Source organism: Chitinophaga japonensis (genome assembly GCF_007830125.1).
Lineage (GTDB): Bacteria > Bacteroidota > Bacteroidia > Chitinophagales > Chitinophagaceae > Chitinophaga > Chitinophaga japonensis.
The window spans coordinates 837,767-856,853 of record NZ_VLLG01000002.1; the positions used below are offsets into that span (position 1 = coordinate 837,767).

Sequence of the window (19,087 nt, forward strand, 5' to 3'; positions counted from 1 at the left end):
CCCTTTTTCATTTACTGTGAACCGGCCAGTTATCGGTACGGAAAGGCCCTACAGGCAACCCCTCCGAAGAAAAAATATTGCCGATTGCGGTATTTGAGAAACCATATCTCACCGATTCAGGCTTCTCTACTTTTTTACTCCAAACAATCAGTGCGTCTTTTTCCACCTTCGCGGATGCTTCATAGAAAACTTTGTCCGCTCCGGCTATATACAAGGCAACCGGTACTTTGCCATTGATCTTAAGAGAAGTGGGAACGTTGTTGAAACGGAGCACGGCTTTGTTCTTGCTGATGCTCATTTCTTTGAATACCGGACTTTTCCAGGCAAATCCGGTTTTGCCATAATTTTCCCCAAGTGCCCAATCAGCAAGCCTGTTGCCAACTGTTTTCTTATCCTGGGGATGAATATCTTTTACATTATCTGTAATGTCGGTTACTACTACCATGCCAGTTCCGGCAAGCACACTGCTTCGGGCCTGTGCCTCGCGAAGCAGTGCTGCCTGATATTCCTTTTCGTAGGAGAACGGAGCTATCTGGACATAATAAAAGGGCAGCGGTTTATGCCATGCATCACGCCATGCCTGTATCATGCCGGTGAACAACGGTGTATAGGTATCCGCGGTGTTCACGTTGGCTTCTCCCTGGTACCAGATGACTCCCTTTATATTGAAATTGATAAGGGGAGCTATCATCGCATTATAGGCATAACCCGGTTTATGCGGCCACCAGGCAGCCGGAGCTAACTTAGCACCTGCTGCAGAAAGTTTTGGCTCATCGGTTACAATATGTTCCGGCGCCCATACTTCTGCCGGCGTTCCTCCCCAACTGGCATTGATCAGTCCAACCGGTACCCCCAACGACTTTTGTAGTTTCGCTCCAAAAAAATAACCCACCGCACTGAAGGGCTTCAGACTATTGCTGTCGCATACTTCCCAGCTTCCGGGACAGTCGTCCTGGGGATATGCAGCCGTAGTTTTTGGTATATTAAAGAACCGGATATTATTGTTACCACAAACTGGCAGCTCCGCCGCTATCTGCCGGATGCCGTTATAATAGCTGTATTCCATATTGGATTGCCCTGAACACAGCCATACTTCACCGATCAGAATATTTTTCAGCACAATCTCATTGGATGCTTTCAGTCTTATTTCATAAGGGCCTCCTGCTGCTGGCGTATGTATCTTCAAAGCCCACTTCGCATCACCGCTTGTGGTGACCATCGCTGTTTTGTTATCCCAACCTGTAAATACCGTAATTTTTTCTGAAGGGTTTGCCCATCCCCAGATAGTTACACTGTCGTTTTGCTGTAACACCATGTTGTTACCAACGAGCGCCGGCAACCTGATGGCGGCATGAAGTACCGGATGCAACAGCAATATAATGCCGCAAAGGAGGAGTTTTCTCATAATCGTGCTTAATACTTTAAAGATTAAATATAACACCCATGCCCGACAAATGAAAAGGCGAAGACTGTTATTTCCAAATACATCTCAACGCAAACGGTTCGTTCATCTTTTCATTGATTCACGATGTCTTAAACTACATTCACAAAAAGATTCCGGATGATGGACATAGCTATTGCTGCAGCACCAGAGGCAGCTTGTGCATGTCCTCTGGTATCACGGAACTTAATGCTTACAACCGGTTAGAAAATATACCGGGAAAACAGGTACAGGTTGCGATCCCATTCAATATTGTCATGTCCATTAGTGTCTGCATTCCAAATGTGGGGAACATTAATTTCGTCAAGGTATTGATGAGCCCTTTCGCTGATTTCCCAAAGGCCATCCTTATTACCACATCCTATCCACAGCAGTTTCAACTCTTCCCGCGCGGCTTTAACATCCGGAACAAATTGAACATCTATATACATACCGCCCAACTCATTTGTATTAGGCGCCGAAGAAAATCCACCTATATAAGCAAACATTTCCAGGTGATGCAGGCCTATATTTAATGACTGCCCGCCGCCCATTGACAAACCTGCCAATGCACGATGTTCCCGGTCACTGATAGTGCTATAATGTGAATCGATGTAGGGAATTATATCTTTCAACAGATCCTCTTCAAATAGCTTCCTGTAACCTTCAAAACTATCTGCTCTCCCCGAACAGTTGGCTGACGAGGTGTCTGTTACAGTCAGCCTGGCATCGCAGTTGGGAAAAACCATTACCACAGGCTGAATTTCACCATCTGCAATCAGGTTATCTATAATATTATCCGCCTGGCACCATTCAATCCATTGACGATAGTCTTCCCCCAAACCATGCAACAGATACAACACAGGATATTTCCTGTCAGCGGAATACCCCGGAGGCGTATATACACTCATTTCCCGGCGTTTCCCGAGCGTTTTTGAGTCGTATTGAACTACTGCCAGGTTTCCGTGGGGTACATTATTACGCAGCACATTAAATCCGGCGGGGGGATCAGGGAAAGTGGGTATAGTATCCACTTTAAAAGAAACCTTATCTGTTTGCGCCCGGCAGATATGACCGCCAATAATAAATACGATCGAAATAAATAAACACCTGTTACTCATTTTATTCTTTTTACGTTCATGCTATTCGTTTCAAACCAATACCCGATCCTGGTATCCAAGCCAGTACCCAATATCATTGATCAATCCTGTGCCGAACTGGTCAAAAATCCGTTAATGAACGATGAGTTTTTTAGTGAAACCAGATCCATTCGAATCTATCGCAACAATGTAGAACCCTGCATTAAGCCGTGAATTGATCTCTATCTTGTTACCGCCATCCGTTTTCTTTTCGTAAAGCATCCTGCCCTGGTTATCATAAATCCTTACGATCGCATGTTCCGGAATTTCCTGAAGAAGAATCGTAAACCTTCCCTCACTGGCAGGGTTCGGATATATGTTGACAGCATCCTCATTAATGCTGGCTTTCGGTGATATTCCGGCAGCCGAAGTACTGGCCATCCCTGTCAGGAAGTTCCTCCGTAAGGAGCCGGTCAGGGTAATATTAAAGGTCTGTGTGCTTTTGCAACCTCCGCTGTTGGTGTAGGTAGCCACGTAGTTCCCTGCCTGGCTGGACTGGACATTTGATATGTATACTTCCCGCGTAGTAGCACTAAAATTATTCGGCCCGCTCCAACTCCAGGATCCGCCCTGTACGGGCTGAGGGCCAAACTGTACGCTACCACCAGCAGCTAAAGCAGCATTGGCTGCCTGCTGCCAGGTTCCGTTATTGATATTTACATATGGTGTAATGGCAGTAGGTGTACAGGCGGCAGGCTCCCAGTAAATTAAACCTCTTCCGCCGCCGGCGCTCATATATACCCTTCCGGCAACATTCATGTCTCCAATCAGCAATGGTGCGCCTGCAAACTGATGGGCATCATCGTTCATCCTGGTCCAGGTAGCACCCTGGTCTGTTGACCTGAAAAGGCCTGTGACGCCTGACACTGTTCCCCAGATGAAAACAGTAGGATAGCTGGCTCCGGGCATTGCTTTTCCGATCCCAACCGTTTTACAATAAGTTACACTTGAAACAGTCGTATACGTCGCTCCATAGTTGGTAGCGTATTTTAGTCCATTGCGGCCAAGCGGTACCCATACATGCCCTTCAAAACCCGGCACTGTCCGGATCAAGGCTGGTTCCCACGGATGATTCGCGGTTGATGCGCCCGGCGTGCCCGCTACTGAAAAACTGACCCCCTTATTGGAGCTCCGCAGCATCTGTCCGTTGGTTGGATTGTATATATAAAAATAGTTCGAATTTACCTGGTCGGCGACTGGAGCAGCGTCTCCGAGGGATACACCCGAACAGCCAAACCAGTTGGCTCCGTTGTTAGTCGTATAGTAGGTAGTTGCGGAACCGCCGGGGCAGTGCAGTATAGTGCCTCCATCTGCGCTGACAGCCACCCTGCCTGACGCACCCTTATTAGTAACTGCTCCCGTCCAGGAAGCACCCTTGTCGTTGGAATAGTAAACAACGTTTCCTCCATTACCAATTCTTACCACTTTGTTTGTGTTGCCAGCGGCATAAGCAATGCTATGGTTATTGTAATCTGATGGAGAAAGCCTTTTTACCGGATAAACTGTCAATGGCTCATGCACAAAGCCTGTTACGTCTCCGAAAGAGGAAATAAACGGTCCTCCGGGAATGCTTATCCCGTCAAGCAATGCTGTTTCCTCAATTCCTATCACATCATATTTCCAGGAGGGATTTGCGGCTGTAATATCGGAACAGGTATATACTCCACCTCCGCCGATTACCCGCACTTTTGAAAGATTGGATTGATCAAATTCGATACAGTCCATCCAGTTAACCGCGCCCCCCACCGTCCATCCTATGCCATTACTATCATAGGTGGCGTTCGTGCCGTTTTTAAGTGTCCAGGTCGATCCGCCATCGGTAGAGAGGAAAATAAAGTCTCCCCAGCCGGTACCAAACTGGTTGTTCCAATACATACCACAGGTAGAAACTATTACCCGGTTAACATTGGTCGGGTCTATACTTACTCCTCCGTATGCATAATCCTTCGAGTGAACAGGGGTAACGTTTGTCCACACGCCGGTAGCCGTGTTGAGCTTATATAGCTTCCCATCTCCTCCAACGGATTGCGGACCTGCATCATCCGAATAGGTAACATACATGGTAGTTCCCTGCAGTGCGGCACGGTGCGGCATAAAACTGGTGGTTGCGGAAATGGGAGTAAAGGTGGCGCCTCCGTCCGTGCTCTTATAAATGTTGGCGCTTCCGGTGCGGGAAATGCCTATATACATGGTTTGCGTAGCCCCTCCCACTACGGCGCTGGAAGGATCAAAAATTACAAAACATATCCCATTCTCATTGGGCGTGGTAGTTACGCCATTCCAGGCAGGGCTCCAGGTAACGCCGGCATCCGTACTTTTCCATAATCCGTTGGCCCTGGTCCCGCAGAATAATATGTTACTGTTTTTGGGATCTACTGCAAGGCGTTCTCCATTCCCGCGTCCGTTCCCATTTCCATGTGCTTTAAATTTAGCCGTAACATCTGTATAAGTGAAAGTATTTCCTTTGTCCGTTGATTTCAGTATAGCCGTTCTTCCGTTGTTGATATAGGAGGTACCGCAGAGCATATAAACATTATTAGCGTTTTGCGGGTCCAGGGCCAGTGCTTCTACGCCAATAAATCCATTCTCCGATTCGTTAATCCAGTCGAGCAGTTGGATCCATCTATTATTCGCTGCATCCCAGCGGTAAGCTCCGCCTACATCTGTGCGGCAATACCTGTCGCCGGACGTTTTATGGGTAACGATGCCGGTTACAAATCCGCCTCCGCCAACAGGTGCATTCTTCCAGACATAGCCGGTTGACTGCGCTGCCACTTTATAGCCCGGGAACACGGTACTCAGGAGCAGTAAACAGAGAAAGGCAGGTTTCTTTTGCCTGAACTGGAGGAATACCTGGGGGAACATGAAAGATCCGGAGACAAAACGCAGCATCCCCTTTTGTTTTAATGGTGTCAGTAATGTAGTTTTCATGGAGTTTAAGTTCGTTTAAGTGAAATGGTGTGGAGAAAATTGACAAAACGAAACGCGCTGCCCAGGCGTGAATATTTGATGAGATTTCTGACAACATGTCATCATAGCGAGAAAGCCCTGGGAGCAGACGTTGTTTCATAACGGGAATCGTTCTCTTAACTGAACGTTGTAAAACTACTCAGCTATTCTTTGAGAGATGGGGGTCAAATGTTCCAGATCATGGCAGGGATTGTTTCAAATTCAGATTTTCATAGGGTTTTGCCGTTAAGCCCTTTTTACTTTCGCCTGATTCTAACTGCTATTATGTCAGGCCAACTATCAATATCACGCTTTAAGCTGAGCATGGGGCACGCTAATACTTACTTGAAAAGGAGCTGTGCAAAATTGAACAGGTTATTCCGCCATACCGGCCAGGTATGACCGCCCGGGTATTCGCTGTAAGTATGTTTAATATTCAGCTCATCCAGCTTTGTAAGCATGAGCTGGCAGTTCCTGTAGGCAATATCTTCTTTCCCTCCCATGGAGATCCACAGCGCTTTCAGATTGCTGTTGATCATGTCTCTGTTGGTTTTCATAAAATCGTATTGGGCGTCTGCAATACTCCTCTGCCGGGGCTGGATCCAGCCCGAGCTGAATACTCCCAGGTAGGAAAACAGATCCGTGTTCTTAATACCGGTATAAAGCGTGTGAATACCCCCCATGGATAAACCGGCCAGTGCCCGGTGACTTGCACCGGTTTCAGCACGATAACTTTTTTCCACCAGGGGAATAATAATATGCTTCAGCTCTGATTCAAATGTTTTCAGCACAGATTCATCAAAAGCAGCACCATCCATATTTGCATCGGGCATAACGATCAGCATAGGCGCCGCTTTTTTTGAAGCGATCAGATTATCCAGGATCAGATCCGTTTTCCCTTGTGTGGCCCAGCCGGTTTCATCTTCACCGCCCCCATGTAAAATGTAGAGCACGGGGTACTTTTCGTTTATATTTTCATCATAACCAGGCGGGGTATAGATATACAACTGCCGCCATGAACCGGTAACCTTTGAGAAGTATTTCCTGATCCTGATATCCCCATGCGGCACATCTCTTAATGCATAATAGCTACCGCCGGCAAAGGGTATTTCAATACCGCTGGCCATTCTTCCCATACCATAAAAAGTTTCACTGGCGGGGTCCGCAACGGCCACACCATCTATAAGCAGGGAGTAATAATGAAATCCTTCACCAATAGAATCTGTTGTTGCGATCCAGTAACCACCTGTGTCTTTCACCATATCATACTTGCGGCCCAGGTCAACCTGCACCTTCCGTGCTTCCGGCGCCTTAACGCGGAAAACAACGCGGTGGTCTGCCATTATCTGCGGATACTTTGCATTGCGCACATTGGTTGCGGCTGGAGCACCCACTACAGGATATTTTGAGAAGGCAGCCGTATCCACCGGTTTAAAGATCAGTTGGGAAAACATATATAGTCCGTTCTTCCATACTTTAAAATCATGCCTACCCGGCTCAATGTAGTAGATATGCGGCACATGGTTCTTCTGCAGGTAGTCATGTGTGCGTTTGCTAAATGAAATCAATCCATCGCTGGCACCGCACGAGATCCAAAGCAATTTTATTTGCTGCCTTGCTTCATCCGGATCCGGCACCAGTTGTTCCGGTACTTTAGTGTTTGGCGCGGATGAAAAACCGCCGATCCACGCAAATTTGTCCAGGTTACCCAGGCCAAAATTCAGTGACTGCCCCCCGCCCATTGACAGGCCGGCAATGGCCCGGTGCTCCCGGTCCGTGTAAACGGGGTATTTCTTTTGTATATGGGGAATGAGATCGTTCAACAGATCTTTTTCAAAAGTGGCAAATGCCTGTACTTTGTCACGAGCCATAATATTGCCGGTGGCCCGGTCATCTTTCATGGCCCTGCCGTTAGGCATAACAACGATCATAGACTTAATTTTTCCTTCGGCATACAGGTTGTCCAGCACTACCTGGACGGCGCCGCCCTTCAGCCATTCCTTTTCATCGCCGCCTATGCCATGCAACAGGTATAACACCGGGTATTTATGCCTTTTGGAATATCCCGGCGGCGTATATATCAGCGCTCTGCGGGAATTACCTACCGTTGCCGAGTTATAGCTGATAGTATCGATCCGGCCATGTGGTATATCAGCACGCAGGGAATCAAATCCGGGAGGTGCATGTTCAATGACACCTTGTGCAAAAGCGGGTATGGCAAATAACAAAAGAATGGGAATATTAAAAATTAACTTCTTCATGCCGTATGATTTTTCATTAAACGTGGTATTGCCATGGGAGTTCCCGGCATTATAAAGAAATGAAATTTAGCGGTTCAAAAAGTTCAAAAATCACCGATGATAATTTTTAGACATTGTGGGGTCCAATGCGTCCTGATCCCCAGTTGTGCATCGCGGAACCAGTCCGGCACCGGGGTTTGAAATGTAAAAAGGCTCGTAAAACCAGCGTTTTACGAGCCTTTAGTACCTTTTGACAACCTTTCCTGCAGAGGGAATACCGTTCATTATGCCGGGCATACATATGAAACGGAGGGGTTGGTCAGGATGCCAATCAATCAATTTGCAGCGCTGGCTTTTAGAGATATGTTTCGTTTGTTGGTTATATCCTCGGCTCTGAAATCAACACTATCGTTATCAAAAACGAAGGTAAATCTGTACAGGTTGATACTGGAGAGGCTATTATATTCAACAAGAAGTTTTTCCTTTTTCCAGAAACTTCTAAGCGCAACGGGTAAACCAAACAGATGTTCATGGGAGATTACATATCGGTTACCCATCCCGATCGCCAGTTTTTGCTTCCCGCCATCTTCAATGTCAAGGATAAGATAGTAATCCTTACTGCCCTTTTCGAACCGGAAAGCAGTTATCTCGAGATCATTGTTTTCCATCTGGAAGGTTTTATTGAGCATACCTGCTGAAAAATTGTTTTCCTGGCTGTTACCCGTGTCAGGCAACTGGATCTGCTTTACCCGCTGCAGTAATTCAGCATAATGGTTCTCACCCGGTTGATAGGCTGCAATGGCATTCACGACCAGGTTGTCCATTTCTCCGGCATCAAATCCGCCGCCTGTAGTCACGATAACCACATTTTTGTCCTTCAGCACGAACATTCGCTGCCCGCCTCTTCCCATAGCCTGTATTTCATCCGGGCTCTCACTGTCCAACCACCAGCCATAACCATACGATTCTGTACCGTGCACATAATACAGGGGTTGAATCTTTTGTATCCATCTAGCTGAAACAACTTGTTTCCCGTTCCATTTTCCTTCCTGTAATAACAAAGCGCCAATCTTAGCCATATCATAAGGACGCATATAAAGATCCCCCCAACCATGATTGACGCCTTTTTTGTTTTGATCCCAGTATGTCGTACCGAACTGCAGTGCATCGAACAGGTATTTCCGGGCGAAATCATGGCACTTCATTTTCGTCGCCCTTTGCAATATCTCTGCGAGCAGGTAGAAATTGCCGCTGCAGTAAGAGAATTTTTCACCTGGTTTTGATGAGAAAGGAAGATCAAGCATAAACCCAGCCCAGTCAGCCTGGTCCTGCATCTGCTCCAGCTCTTTTTCTCTATTGGCCGAACTGCATTGGAACCCGGATGCCATATTCACCAGGTCTTTTATGGTCAGGATTTTAAGCGCGCTGTTTCTTATGGTATGCCCTGGAAAATAATTCAATACCGTATCTTGTTCACTCCTGATAAACCCTTTGTCAATTGCAATTCCGACCAGGAGCGACATAACACTTTTGGTAACCGACGCTATATCATGTGCATACTGTTGCCGGTAAGGATAGAAAACGGCATCAAGCACCACATGGTTGTTCCTGATGATTAAAAGACTATGGATATTTGTGCCGGCCTGTTGTAACTCCCTGATACCATCTGATAGTGTCAGCGAGTTCATCCCCTGTGCTTCAGGTGAAGATATTTTCCAGGGGATCTTCTGGCCGTAACTGTTAAAAACACTATTAAGAAGGACTAAAAGCAGGTACTTTTTCATTTGCTTATGATTTATATTGGAAGTCTGGTGTATATAGAAAGATCCATCTGTTGTTCATTAACCCCTTAGCCTTCATGATGTGACGGCAGAAGGTGCGGGGCTGATACGGCTTCAATGTCGTGAATTGTTTTTTAAGATCCGCTGCAACTGCCTGGCTGTTTTGAATCCGCAGCGTGAAGCGATATATTCAATAGTGAAATTGGGATTGTTAAGCATGGTTCTCGCCAGTTCCAGTCTCAAAAGCGTCAGATATTCGAGTATGGTCGCACCGGTCTTTTCTTTAAACACCCGGCTCAGGTTCCTCGGGCTCATGGCAACCATATCGGCCAGGCGCTCAATGGAGTTTTCATCGGCGAGATGCTCAATAAGATAATCCTGTACGATATGAATGTTTGGATTGATATGGTTCCGGTAATCCAGGTAAACACTTTGCTGTGTATGGTTCTGGCTTCTTCGGTGGTACACAACCAGCCCTCGTGCCACCTTATGTGTAAATAAGGCATCCTTCAATTCTTCCAGGATAGCCAGTGAAAGGTCGATGCCTGCGCTGATGCCCGCACTGGTATATACATTATTGCTTTTTTTGAACAAAATACCGGTTAATACTTTTGCATCCGGGAAAGCTTGCTGTAGCGCTTCTATTCTTCTCCAATGTGTAGTACACTCGGTGTTTTTCAATAAACCCGCATAACCTAATGCAAAGGCACCGTTACAGACCGAACAAATAAACGTGCCTTTATCGGAACAATGTTTCAGCCACTTAAAGAATGCATGCTGCGTTTTGAAAGCACTGCTGCTAACATATTGAAAATCCATGCCCGGCACAAATAGATAATCGCTGGCAGACAGGTTAGCGTCACTGAAGTGGCTGACTTTACCAAATGGAAGCCCTGATGAACTTACGCTAGCTTCCTCTAAGCAATAAAATTCAAGCTCAGCTTCGAAGCCATAGTACTTTGCTTCGGTAAACACCTGCATAGGTCCCGCCAGGTCAAGTATTTCAACGGCTGGTGGTACTATAAACGCTATTTTTTTCATAAACCAGGTTTGTTTTCCTTCGATAAAATGGAGCACAAAATGCTTCCTGGGTCTGCTACAGCAAAAATACCGACGTTTGAAAGGGACTGACAGACAGCGGGGCGTCAGAAACGGACATAATATTCTTGCATAGTGTTGAGTAGTTTACTGTACGGGCTTCCCGGACCGGATTGCTTCCGATCGCCCAAACCACACGTTTCGAACCTCTGAGGTAAATTTTATTTTTCAGCTAATCGTAAACCTGGCGGGCAATATAGGGGAAAACAAAGAAGGGGACAAACCATTTTTGCATTGATTTGTCCCCTTTAGCGGAGGAGAAGGGATTCGAACTCCTCCTCAAATATGCTGTAGTATTAAGGTATCCGGCTCTGGTGGCGGGCTGGTGCACCGAATTTTCCACCTTGGGTTTTAGTGACGTTTACAGTTCAAATTTAAACAAATTGGTTTAAAAAAGAGCAATGCCTTTTCTACTCTACTGAAAGTTTTACAAGGTGTAAGATTAAGGTGTTCTGTACCTGACTATGAGTTTTTGCTTCGAAGAAAAAACATAGCACTTTGGGGTTACATATCTTTGATAGCATATTTGAATCCTAGAAAATATTATGAAAAAGAAGGACCTAACTCTCTCTTTTTGAAAGAATACTCGTTAATTTCACATTGACACCTTTCATCTCCAAGATGTAGACAGACTGAATTTTTTATAAAATGGAATTTATGAGTAAAAATTACTATGTTCAAAACGAACTCAAGGAGATAGGATTTACAAAGTCCCTAATAAACAAATACCTCCCCAATCCCGACAAAACAGAAAAGAACAAGCATTCCAAAAAAAAACCAATCAAACTATTCTTGGCTGAACGTGTACATTCTATTCAACAAAGCGAAGAATTCAAGAATGACTTGAACGGCCTTAAAAACAGGAAAAACAGTGCAACAATTGCGTCATCAAAAACTATTAAAACAAAGCAACAAAGAATTGTAAAATTTGCCAATAGTTTGAATATCCGAATTAATAACACGAAAAAAATCACTGATTTAATAGATGAAGCATTAGATGACCGTTACAATTATATTCTCGAACGAGAAGGCATCCACTCAAAGCGGTTGAAAGATTTTAGCTCTTTTGACGATGAATACAAACTTAGGCGTACAGCTAATTACATAAAATATAACTATTCGAATTATTCATCTCTTACAAACGAAGTAGAAGGTAAAGTCGGGATCGGAATAGCTATTTTAATAATTGAAAAAAAATTTTATATTGAATTAGGAAGTGTATACCCCTCCTTAAAAGAATATTGTGACGATGAACTAGAAAAAATGTCCTGTCCCACTCTGGCCTATGAGGAAACTCCCCCAAATGAAAAAATATCGCGGGAATTGTATATTGGGGATTTGGATCGTGACGGCATAGTAAAAGTTCGACAAGAACAGGCTCGATTAAAATCTTTATTAACTAACGGTAAGCCCGAAGGTCAATGTTGTTTTTGTCACAAGATCTATCCAACGGATTTTCTCCGGTGCGCACATATAAAAAAAAGAAGCGAATGTTTAGATGAAGAAAAAATAAACATCAATGTCGTTATGCTAAATTGCCCTATCTGTGATAGTCTATATGAACAGGGTTATATTGGCGTAGAAAATGGAAGCGTTATTACTCTTCGAAAAGAGAGAATTGCTAAAGATCTTTTGAACTTAATTACGGATATTGAAGGTAATATATGCTTAATTTATTCTACGAAAAACAGTCATTTTTTTAGTTGGCATATTGAATTTCATACGCAATCTATTCTTTCCGGGAAAAGGAAAACTCGTCAAATTTGATCATGTTTAACCAGAAGGTATCCCTCCGACTAAGTACACTTGGTTGGAGGGAGTTTAAAGTGACTACATTAGTTGCTTAAACTATCGATATGGAGGAAAAGTCAATCAAAGTAAGCCGTAAGTTCCGAAGTAAGGCAGAAATTTTTGGGTTGTTGGAAGCCCATCATCACTGTGGAGGCACCCAATTACGGAGAAATATATCAATATCCTTAAGACAAGCGGGCTACTTAAAATATGGATAGTCGATTACTTTTATGCGCCAGCCTCTTGCTGACCTTTCGGAGACTGCAAGACCGGGAGGCATATAATTATTACGTATAAATTCAGCAAGACGAAAAAAGCAAACAGTTTTAACAGCACCATTAACCATATAAAATGTAGGCGTATTGATTATGAACATCCCTTCCACCTGGCAAGCTGCCGCTTTAATGGAAAAACCGGGATATTTGCGGGCGAGATGCTTACAAACAAGTTCCTTATTTCCCTGGACCCATTTGACTTTATTGACAATTTTGCGTTCATAAGTTTGCTTAAAATTGGAGTAATCGGCCGAGAAGGAAAGCATATCATATCTGGCACGATTATACTTACAATCAGCGACTACAATCACATTTCTCTTCGGGTCAACCCAGACAAAATCCATCTCACCGATACCTTGTACGTCAACCTTAACAGAGTGCTTTCCTCCGTCTGAAAAAGATAAAATATTTCGATCATAGGGTAGATGCAGATGGTCCAGAACTTTTACAACTTCATCTTCCAAAAGACTGTCATGTTGCTCACTTTTTCTATCCAAGTACTTTACAAAACATGGATTATTTTTCCATTCATTGGCGGCTTTGTTCCATTGAAATCCATTAGTTGCAAGAACCGTAATGCTTTCGGCCCATTTTTGCACGCCGATAAGCTGTCGGTCCGTTCCATTTTCATTAACTACAAGGATCGGACGAAATAAATGTCGTTCCATGGCATTAACTTTATATACAGATTCTTTGATAGGCAACTTATTCTGACGGTTGAAAGTAAGACCATTATAAAAGTCTGCAGCATTCTGTTGGCTGGCTCCCTGGCTCACTTGGTTTTGAATAAGGATGCCAGGCTCTATTGTTTGAAATTTCCAGCCTTCGGGGCTGTGGTGCTTTTTTATATGAACTATTTGATGGCCTGCAAAATCATAATCTATACCCATGCAATTTTTCAATGCAACTTTCATCTCATCAACTCCCTTTTTGTCAAAGATGCCATACTTGAAGTCCTCGTTCATAACCTCTTTCAGTTTTGAGAATATCGCCTCAATTGCCGAAGGCCTTGCCAATTTCAAATATCCATCTGCACCAATGTCCAGTTGCAGCGTCCCCGGGATCATTCGCATTTCGGCAAGGTATTGTGCAAAACCGAATAGTTCTGATCCAAGAAACAACAGGTCTTCTATTATTTCATCATATTGCAGGAGTATGGCCGGATTTTCTTTGGAAATACGAGTATAGGTTACATCACAGGTCTGTTCCAATGCCAGTTTAAATATCCTCCTGTTCATGGCTAGATCATCTTCCTTTATGGCAATCGTTTCGTAGATATTCTCCCCACCCAAAACACGGGTCCAAAGCTTTACTGAAGATTCATGGAATGCAAACAAGTAACATACAAATAGTTTATCGTCAATCACCGATATGATCTTGGTAAATTCCTGTGCGCACCAATCGTAACACTCTTCTAAGATGATCCCAAGCATTGCAGGATCGCCAATTGCCGTATGACCAAACTTTTGAATGATATAGGTCGTTATTTGCGTATGATATTTTATAGCAGACCGCTGTTCGTAAGTAATGAAAATTTCATCAGCTGAAATAAATATTTTCATAATGACAGAATGATTTTCGTATGCTCGATTGATGTCATTTGGGTTAAAGAAGGAGATTCCATACGCTGCATTTTGCTGCAGGAAATGGCTTTACACCTTAGGTAACTCATGTCAGTAGAACTGGGCTTCTGCAACCTCTTTAGTGACCCTTTTTTAATAATCCATTCTCGTTGCTTCTTTCGCCCCCTGTAAACAAAAGCCATTATATTATTTTAAGCTATTGACAAAATCCATTATTTCACCGCCTGTCCATACCGATGCCTTAACAAGAAATCTATCGACTGAACTAAATCGAAGTAAGATTAGCGAATAGTATTTTGTAGGTTTCATTTTATAGAAGAATATAGTAAATTACTGTTACCAATTTTCTAATCTATACTCTCAAATACCTAGCAAAGTAGCTATCTCAATTTACTACTGCATGATATAAATATTTGCCATTATGTTTATAAATCGTTCTTTAGAGATGAGCGACCTGTTTTCAAGATCTTTGTAAAAAGAAATAAATTTTTGCACTGTCACTTGTTCTTCCCCATCTTTTGGAGTAAAATAGTCTTTATATATGCTAAGGGCTTCAGATGTCCAATCAATGCCATCGTCTTTAACGAAATTTTCTGCAATCATAAGAAGTGTGGTGGCGTAATCTTTCGTAAAAATATCTGTAGGTTGGAGCCAATTCCATTTGCTCTTATTGCCTTTCATTCTTGCAGCATCTGTATAAAAACACAACTGTTTGATCCTATCTAATTCTAAAGCAGCTGGCCCTTTGGGATCTGTAACTTTTGATAAAAGTTCAATGTTGTTAATGCCTTTCTCTTTAAGCAAAGGGAACTTCCAATTAGCATTTTTGTGTTTATGATCCCTAAAATTCTGCCATGCCGAAGCTACTTTCTGCTTATATAATAGTAATTGTTTAATCATTTCGATCTTTCCCTTTTCTTCTATTGCGAGAATTGCAAGTGCAATTGCGCGAGGATAATAACTATTATTCAGAAGTAATCTTGATTCAGAAAGTAAAGAAAAAGCATTTTCAATTGAAAGCTTTATACCAATTTCTGCCATCTCCGGGGTAACAACACCCGAATATGTCTCTATCTCATCAAACAAACTTTCTAAGAAATCCGAACTCATTGTCTTCCAAAATTAATTTACAAATAAGATTAAAGCTATATAAAGAATATCAATGGAATCCATTTTGAATACATTTCTATTTATCCTTATTTCTAAAAAATGTCCAGCTCTCTAAGTTATCAGTAAATGTACCGGCAAACTCATAGTAGCTATAAAATGGATCAATCTTCTCAATGTCAAATGTTTCCCATTCTGTCCAGAAGGTTTCAAGGATATCATATAATGCACTATCAATATTTCTCAATTGCCTATGATATTCCAAATAATTGAAAGAAAGATTAGGGCAGGCCTTCATAGCAAAGAACTTTCCCAAAAATAAATCAGCCCCATTTCTCCAATATATTGGAGAATTAAATGAATTTTCAATGAACTTGATTTCAAGTTCTCTACATTTAGGAACTTCATAGTCACTGATGAAATTTCTCCGGTCAAAGCCAAGTTGTAAATAAATTTCCAACATTTTAGAGTGATCAAGGCAATTACCAATATGTTCAAGTAGTTCTTCTGAAAGAACATTAATAAGCGTTGAATTACTTCTGGCTATAAGCGTGATATAATTGCCGATAAAAGCACCTTTTGCTTTAAGATAAATATGTAACAGTTCATGTGTAAAAGAATCTTTGCAAGTATTGCCAACAGGTATATAAATGGCCGCATTTGAATCCTTAGTGTAGCATAAATGTGACGACTCATTAAAATATTCTAGAGTTACACTATAAACCTGACTAAGAGAGTCCCAAATCGACTGATTGCGGTAATCAATGAAAGTAGATAATTGTGGTTTCATTTAACCTCTATTTCTTCTGTAAGACATCTATCTTATTCAATTCTCGTTTTATGAACGATAAAAATAAAAAGGGAAGCAAATGCATCCCTTTTCATCTTCTGAATAACTAGCGCTTCTTTTTCTCGCGTTGTGATAAAGCGCTGCCTGCAGCAGCCTTGCTAGCTTTACTTGTTCTTCCATCTTTGAGCACTTTAGAAGCAGCAGAAGCTGCTTTTGCGCTTGTTACTTTCTTTGCCATTGAATAAAATTTTAATTATTACATTGGTGAAGGGCTCTATTCTTCATAGCCTTTATAATGTTTAAAAGGCTAATCTTGCAGTCCCCCTAAATTATTGATTTAACATGTATGAAGTTACTCCTTAAAAAATTCTACTCGCTAGGATAATTTTTCACAGGCTGTGGATAAAAAACTAACCAAATTAGTACTAAATACTATAAATTTTAGCTAAAACCATTTAGTGGCAATTGTAGAAATTCAAGTAGAAATATAGGGGCTACTTATATTAAAAGGTGTTTATAGGAATTGTTTTATTCTACGCTAGTCCCTTCAACAACACATCTACCGTAATCCCATGCGCCACCGCCAGCTTTCTCAATGTAGACAATCGCATATCCTTCCCCCTCTCATATTCGCTATACTGAGAACGGCCAATACCATGATCATACGCAAAAAAATCCGCGTTCTTATAGCCAGCGCTTATGCGAAGGTCTTTAATTCTCTTCCCTAACCGCTTGTAATATTCCTGGTCTAGCTTTTCTGATTTTTTACCTGCCATACAGGCAAAATAGAGATTTGCCTGTTAATAAAGTACCACTTTAAATAAGTCCTAATTAAATAGAGCCTATAATAATAGGAATTTATTAGGAAGTTCCTATCTTCGTACTAATCATTAGATTTGCAGTCTTCTAATAATATTTGAAGTACTTGCGCTTTGATTCTCGCTCAGAAACTAGCACTTTCAAAAGCATACGAGATGATAAGGGCAGTGCTCGCGTCTATGGCGCGGGTGCTCCTTCTTGTTCGTATGCGGGGTGTGCTAGCCCTCTGAGCGGCAAGTTGGGCCTCGCGTCTTTTTTTACCCTTTTGGCTGCAGTCCAGCTTGCCAACCGTTCAGCATTCCACATACAATCCTGTGAGGAATGCCATTACTCGGTTAAGTAAAATCCAGTACCATGGGACATACAGCAAACCATCCCGAAACCGCTATAACTGCGACAGATACCCACACAATGGAAACTTTCATTGGTATACTGGCACATGAGATCCGTTCTCAGATAGCTGCAATTTGCTCCCTTAGCGACATCATATTGTACAATCAAAAAATGCAGGCAACCGAACAGGCGGAGTGTATTTCCGCTATTAACGCCACCGGTTACTATGCATTGAATGTAGTGGAAAATATGACTGCCACTGCAAAATACAGCAATGGAAGGCTGGATTTAGACCCGCACTATAAACGTTTCCATTTTCGTGAATGGTTAAAGCAGCTTGTCCAACAGTTTGATAGAGCAGTTGCGGCAGTATCTGTTAAAATCCGTATTGACATTGCCAATAATGTCCCAGAGAATATCATTACTGACCAGGTAAAGCTGGGACAGGTTTTATATAATCTTATCAACAACGCCATAAAATTCACACGGCCCGCTACAAGTATAAATTTGAATATTAGCCTGAATAGAGATAAGCAATTATCATTTCAAGTATCAGATCAGGGTGGCGGTATTGCAGAGGATAAACTGAAATTTTTGTTCCAACCCTTTAAGCAACTGGAAAAAGGGCGGGCCGGAACGGGCTTAGGGTTATATATCAGCCATCTTTGCGTAACCTCATTAGGCGGAGAAATTACGGCATTCAACGAGAATGGCGGTACGACCTTTAGTTTTTTCATACCCCTACGAACAGAGATACCTTCTGTCTGATAGTACTGATTTTGAATTTTGGAGGCAAAGAAAATAAATTAGGGATTCAGAATAAAAACGCAAATCAACATAGTTGTCAAGGATATACATCTAAAATTTCTCCAAAACCTAAAGTTTTGGCTCCTTCGTTAATTAACCACTTCTGACCAACTTTCATATAGTGTTCAATCTGAGGTACTCTGAGAAATCTCACGGTTACAATTTTAGTTTCACCCGGAGCAATGAATTCCTGGTCCTCAAACTGAATATCTCCTATATAAGTTTTTAACTTATGCAGATCCTCCGGCATTTCGAATACGTGGTTGGGTCTGTATCCCGATTTAAAACCTGACCTTCGCCCTCCCTCATCTGTTTTCTTCATTGAAATACGAGCCTTGACAATTATAAGATTATTATTTATCATATCGCCTTAATACTTGCAAAATAGTAGGTGTTGATTACAACACAACATCTTGCTGTGAGCGATAAAGGCTCACTCACTTCCCAAAAAAGTACGCCTAAAAAGGCCGTGTTGTGGACAACACTCCATCTTGCTGTGCGCAAAAAAAGGCGCACTCAACGAAGCCCTTAATCAGCGCTTCCTCCAATTTGTCCCACAGGTTGTGGGACAAATTGCAGCGCCTACCTCCTTCGGGCAACATCGGACATTAAGTTTTTGATTAAAGCCAATGTCCCTGCCTCAACTGTTTCCGTGTATAGCATACCAACTCTTCCTTTTTGATCCCAAAATAACCGGATACATCCTCTATTGCATAATCAGGCAGGTATTTAATTTCATGTTTCAAAGCATTGATCACTTTGGTTTTCCCATAAAAACGCACCAATTCTTCCCATTCTTCCTTTGTCCCCCTTTCAATAACCCTGGCAATAATACTCCGGTAGGCTTCCTGCCAGTCTATTTCATCAAACTGCCAATCCCAGAACAATCTTTTATGAAGATTGGGTTGCCGGGCGTTTTTTGATAAAATGTGCTGTTTCATCTGTTAATATAATT

Annotated in this window: 15 protein-coding genes; 2 read left to right on the forward strand and 13 right to left on the reverse strand. The window is 42.5% G+C overall.

Annotation, left to right across the window (positions count from 1 at the left end; all coding sequences use genetic code 11):
• Positions 1-7: 7 nt before the first annotated feature.
• The 6 genes from LX66_RS03220 to LX66_RS03245 form a co-directional block, all read right to left on the reverse strand.
• Positions 8-1,405, reverse strand: coding sequence for a sialate O-acetylesterase (locus LX66_RS03220; protein WP_145710446.1), 1,398 nt, complete (start codon positions 1,403-1,405; stop codon positions 8-10).
• Between the two features lie 239 nt (positions 1,406-1,644).
• Positions 1,645-2,541 (reverse strand): alpha/beta hydrolase, encoded by an 897-nt coding sequence (locus LX66_RS03225; protein WP_145710447.1) that lies wholly within the window; start codon positions 2,539-2,541, stop codon positions 1,645-1,647.
• Between the two features lie 111 nt (positions 2,542-2,652).
• The gene (locus LX66_RS03230; protein ID WP_145710448.1) at positions 2,653-5,490 is read right to left on the reverse strand and encodes a T9SS type A sorting domain-containing protein; all 2,838 of its coding nucleotides are present in this window, start codon (positions 5,488-5,490) and stop codon (positions 2,653-2,655) included.
• Between the two features lie 359 nt (positions 5,491-5,849).
• On the reverse strand, positions 5,850-7,769 hold the full coding sequence (locus LX66_RS03235) for an alpha/beta hydrolase-fold protein (protein ID WP_145710449.1): 1,920 nt from the start codon (positions 7,767-7,769) through the stop codon (positions 5,850-5,852).
• Positions 7,770-8,083: 314 nt separating this feature from the next.
• Positions 8,084-9,532 carry a serine hydrolase domain-containing protein gene (locus tag LX66_RS03240; protein ID WP_145710450.1) on the reverse strand — a complete coding sequence of 483 codons (1,449 nt, stop codon included), beginning with the start codon at positions 9,530-9,532 and terminating at the stop codon, positions 8,084-8,086.
• A gap of 111 nt (positions 9,533-9,643) precedes the next feature.
• The gene (locus LX66_RS03245; protein ID WP_145710451.1) at positions 9,644-10,570 is read right to left on the reverse strand and encodes a GlxA family transcriptional regulator; all 927 of its coding nucleotides are present in this window, start codon (positions 10,568-10,570) and stop codon (positions 9,644-9,646) included.
• Positions 10,571-11,284: 714 nt separating this feature from the next.
• Between LX66_RS03245 and LX66_RS03250 the strand changes: the two genes are divergently transcribed.
• A complete protein-coding gene (locus tag LX66_RS03250) occupies positions 11,285-12,394 on the forward strand; it encodes a hypothetical protein (protein WP_145710452.1) in 1,110 nt (369 codons plus the stop codon).
• A gap of 223 nt (positions 12,395-12,617) precedes the next feature.
• Here LX66_RS03250 and LX66_RS03255 read toward each other — a convergent pair whose 3' ends face one another.
• The 5 genes from LX66_RS03255 to LX66_RS03270 form a co-directional block, all read right to left on the reverse strand.
• Positions 12,618-14,255 (reverse strand): hypothetical protein, encoded by a 1,638-nt coding sequence (locus LX66_RS03255; protein WP_145710453.1) that lies wholly within the window; start codon positions 14,253-14,255, stop codon positions 12,618-12,620.
• A gap of 414 nt (positions 14,256-14,669) precedes the next feature.
• Positions 14,670-15,386, reverse strand: coding sequence for an AbiV family abortive infection protein (locus tag LX66_RS03260; RefSeq protein ID WP_145710454.1), 717 nt, complete (start codon positions 15,384-15,386; stop codon positions 14,670-14,672).
• Between the two features lie 76 nt (positions 15,387-15,462).
• A complete protein-coding gene (locus LX66_RS03265; RefSeq protein WP_145710455.1) occupies positions 15,463-16,173 on the reverse strand; it encodes a hypothetical protein in 711 nt (236 codons plus the stop codon).
• A 106-nt stretch (positions 16,174-16,279) separates the two neighbouring features.
• Entirely contained in the window at positions 16,280-16,411 is a 132-nt protein-coding gene (locus LX66_RS28515; RefSeq protein ID WP_262713205.1) for a hypothetical protein, read from the reverse strand.
• 295 nt (positions 16,412-16,706) lie between these two features.
• On the reverse strand, positions 16,707-16,949 hold the full coding sequence (locus tag LX66_RS03270; RefSeq protein ID WP_145710456.1) for a helix-turn-helix domain-containing protein: 243 nt from the start codon (positions 16,947-16,949) through the stop codon (positions 16,707-16,709).
• A gap of 397 nt (positions 16,950-17,346) precedes the next feature.
• Between LX66_RS03270 and LX66_RS03275 the strand changes: the two genes are divergently transcribed.
• On the forward strand, positions 17,347-18,093 hold the full coding sequence (locus LX66_RS03275; protein ID WP_145710457.1) for a sensor histidine kinase: 747 nt from the start codon (positions 17,347-17,349) through the stop codon (positions 18,091-18,093).
• Between the two features lie 76 nt (positions 18,094-18,169).
• On the opposite strand, the gene LX66_RS03280 is transcribed toward LX66_RS03275, so the two are convergent.
• Together LX66_RS03280 and LX66_RS03285 are read right to left on the reverse strand one after the other, a co-directional pair.
• A complete protein-coding gene (locus tag LX66_RS03280; protein ID WP_262713206.1) occupies positions 18,170-18,496 on the reverse strand; it encodes an EF-Tu C-terminal domain-related protein in 327 nt (108 codons plus the stop codon).
• Positions 18,497-18,752: 256 nt separating this feature from the next.
• Positions 18,753-19,073, reverse strand: a complete 321-nt coding sequence (locus LX66_RS03285; RefSeq protein WP_145710459.1) for a DUF6922 domain-containing protein — start codon at positions 19,071-19,073, stop codon at positions 18,753-18,755.
• Positions 19,074-19,087 lie beyond the last annotated feature (14 nt).